Raw genomic sequence first — 1,578 nt, forward strand, 5'->3', positions numbered from 1 at the left:
AGGTCTGATCCCCCGTCAGGATCAGGGTGCCGGTGTTGTCCTTCTGCAGGTTCTCAAAGTTCACAACCTGTGTGCCGTCAAAGGTCTGGGTTGTCGCCGTGTCAACGGCAAACGTATCCCCTACTGCGGTATTGGAGCCGCCGTCCATCAGGCTCGTGACGGTGAATCCATCGAAGACAGTAACAGTGTCGTCGCCCTCCTGACCCAGAACAGACCCTGGAACCGAACCTGCGATCAGATTGATATTGTCATCCCCCAGACCGCCATCGACCAAAGCAACTGTGCCAGTGGTATTGATGGTGATTGTGTCACCCGCGTCCGTTGAAGTGCTCGCATCATGACCATCAGAACCGCCAAAAACGCCATTGGTCACACTGGCATCGCCAAGGACCGAAATCGTATCGGCTCCCCCGCCACCTTCGATAGCATTTGAAACCACTGTTGTGCCTGTAACGGTCAAGACCTCATTGCTGGCCGATCCCAGAAGATCCGCCAGGATACTGGCGCCGCTCAGAGTTACATCCCCCCCGGTGACGTTCAGGGCTGTTGCGACGTTGTTGTTGCCGGTTGCGCTGACACCATTCAGGCGCAGCGAGTCGAAATCCAGGGTGGAGTTCACAGCGCTAACGTTTTCCCAACCGCGGATCGTGTTGGCATTTACGCCTGTATTTGCGCCATCAAACGTCAGGGTATCAACGAAGGTGTCCGTGACCACAAAGTCGTCGCTTGGATCGAGCGGTGTGCCGTTGTTGTTGACAAAATCGTTGAAGTTCGTGCCGTCGATAATGACGTCCCCGGCATAGGCAGCAGAGCTGATTACAGCGGTATCGTTGCCGTTTCCACCGATAATCTGACCGCCAAGCGTTCCGCCTAACCAGGTAATCACATCATTGCCGTTACCGGTACTGATGGATCCGCCGACAGAGGTGCCGTTCACGGTCACCACATCGGCATCGTTGCCGGTGGTGATGGTTCCGCCGACGGAGGCTCCTGCCTCGATCGTGATAATATCGATGCCGCCCGTGCCGAAAATATGACTGTTGACCGTCCCGGTGTTAATCGTGGCCGTGTTGGTCGTGCCGGCATCATCTGTGGTCGCCCAGCTGGAATTGTTCCGGAACCCCAGCCGCAGTTCATTGATACTGGTCCCATCCATGGTGAAGGTGTCATTGCCCCTTCCCATGGTCACAACGCCGTTGACCCCACCTGTTCCAGTGATGTCGAATGTGTCGTCGTCATTGCCCAGATCAACATTGCTGCCGATGATCGTGCTGTTCACGGTGAGCGTATCGGTATCATTGCCTGTGAAGATGCCACCGCCAACTGCGGCCCCCGTCTCGACGGTGATGATATCAATGCCGCCCGTGCCAAAAATATGACTGGTCGTCCCGGAGGTAATCGTGGCCGTGTTGGTGGTGCCCGCGTCATCGCTCGCCCAGGCACCGTTGTCCCTGAACCCCAGCAACAACCGGCCGATCGAGCCGCCATCCTGAGTATAGATGTCGTTACCGGTACCCATAACGACTTCGCCCGTGACCACATCCATCCCGTCGACGGTGAAGGTGTCGTCGTCACCGC

At 56.8% G+C, this 1,578-nt stretch carries 1 protein-coding gene; it reads right to left on the reverse strand.

Annotation, left to right across the window (positions count from 1 at the left end; all coding sequences use genetic code 11):
- Window positions 1-1,578 (reverse strand): beta strand repeat-containing protein (locus GOX53_RS29330; protein ID WP_371810463.1); only part of this gene is annotated, 1,578 nt, incomplete at both ends.

Origin of the sequence: Ruegeria sp. HKCCD8929 (assembly GCF_013031405.1) — a bacterium.
In the GTDB taxonomy this organism is placed as follows: domain Bacteria; phylum Pseudomonadota; class Alphaproteobacteria; order Rhodobacterales; family Rhodobacteraceae; genus Ruegeria.